At 60.5% G+C, this 1,379-nt stretch carries 1 protein-coding gene; it reads left to right on the top strand.

Annotated elements, in window-relative coordinates:
* The first annotated feature begins 317 nt into the window (after window positions 1-317).
* Window positions 318-1,358, top strand: a complete 1,041-nt coding sequence (locus EN879_RS35935; RefSeq protein ID WP_024502105.1) for an ABC transporter substrate-binding protein — start codon at window positions 318-320, stop codon at window positions 1,356-1,358.
* Window positions 1,359-1,379: the final 21 nt, after the last annotated feature.

The following is a 1,379-nucleotide window of genomic DNA, read 5'->3' as shown; positions in this document are numbered from 1 at the left end:
CCCGGCGGAATCTGGCCGGTCACGATCATCGCCTTGAGCGCGGAATAGACCGAGTCGCGCAGCGTGTTTTTGGTTTCCTTGGCCAAGTTCCGTTTCCAGTTCTCCGGTCTTTCCGCCGGCATATGTTCTCATGCATAGCTGTATTCAAAGTCGGCGCGGTTTGCCACGCCCCGGCGCCCCATCTCCCAGCCCGGGTTGACGGCCCCAGGCGCGCCGATCGGTGTTGACATCGCTGATCCCCAAGCTACACTCAAAATTGTATACAAAATAGAATGCGAAATCAAAAACAATGGGAACACCGGTGGAGAGCCGAAAAAATGAACAGGACCAGAAGCGTTAGTATCGTTGCGATGGCGGGCCTCATGGCCTCCCTCGCGGCCCCCGCAATGGCGGGCGACACCATCACCGTCGCCTCGTGGGGCGGCACCTACCAGGAAGCGCAGACCAAGGCGTTCTTCAAGCCGACCGCCGACGCGCTCGGCATCACCATCAAGGAGGACACCACCAACGGCCTCGACGACGTACGGCTGCAGGTAACCGGCAATGCGGTGAAATGGGACATCACCGAGCTTGGCGCCGACGAATGCGCACGCGGCTCGAAGGAAGGGCTGTTCGAGAAGCTCGACTACGGCATTATCGACAAGAGCGGCATCAATCCGAAGCTTGTCCATGATGACTGGGTCGGCATTTCCTACACCTCCGTCGTGCTGATCTACCGGACCGATGTGTTCGGCGACAAAGGCCCCAAGACCTGGGCCGACTTCTGGAACGTGGAAAAGTTTCCGGGACGGCGCGCGTTGAGCGGCAGCCAGGCGACCGAAACGCTGAGCGTCGCGGCTCTCGCCTCGGGCCTGCCGATCGACAAGGTCTATCCCGTGGATGTCGACGGCGCGCTGAAATCCGTCGACAAGATCCGTGGCCATGTCGACGCCTGGTGGACCTCCGGCGCTCAGGCCATGCAATTGGTCAAGGATGGCGAAGTCGACATGGCGAGCATCTGGAACGGCCGTGCCGGCACCTTGAAGAAGGAAGGCGCGCCGGTCAGCTTCTCCTTCGACCAGGGCGTGCTGACCGCCGACTGCATGGTCATCCCCAAGGGTGCCAAGAACAAGGAAGCCGCGATGAAGGCGCTTGCGATGTTCGTCAGCCCGCAGCTGCAGGCCAATCTGCCGCTCTACGTCGACAATGGCCCAGTAAACGAGAAGGCTTTCGAGACCGGCAAGATCCCGCAGGACAGGATCAAGGACATCAATTCGGCGCCCGAAAACGTCAAGAAACAGGTGCTGCAGGACGCCGAGTTCTGGCGCGACAATCTGGTCGAGGCGACGGAGAAGTTCAACAATCTGGTCCAGCAATAGGCCGCGGACACAAGCTTACGG

Origin of the sequence: Mesorhizobium sp. M7A.F.Ca.AU.002.02.1.1 (genome assembly GCF_003998535.1) — a bacterium.
Taxonomy (GTDB): domain Bacteria; phylum Pseudomonadota; class Alphaproteobacteria; order Rhizobiales; family Rhizobiaceae; genus Mesorhizobium; species Mesorhizobium ciceri.
Note: the sequence above shows the minus strand (reverse complement) of the source record. Positions and strands in the feature narration are given on the sequence as shown.

What these genes read in the sequence shown, in the direction of transcription:
- EN879_RS35935 (WP_024502105.1), top strand. Translation starts at nt 318, where the DNA reads ATGAACAGGACCAGAAGCGTTAGTATCGTTGCGATGGCGGGCCTCATG.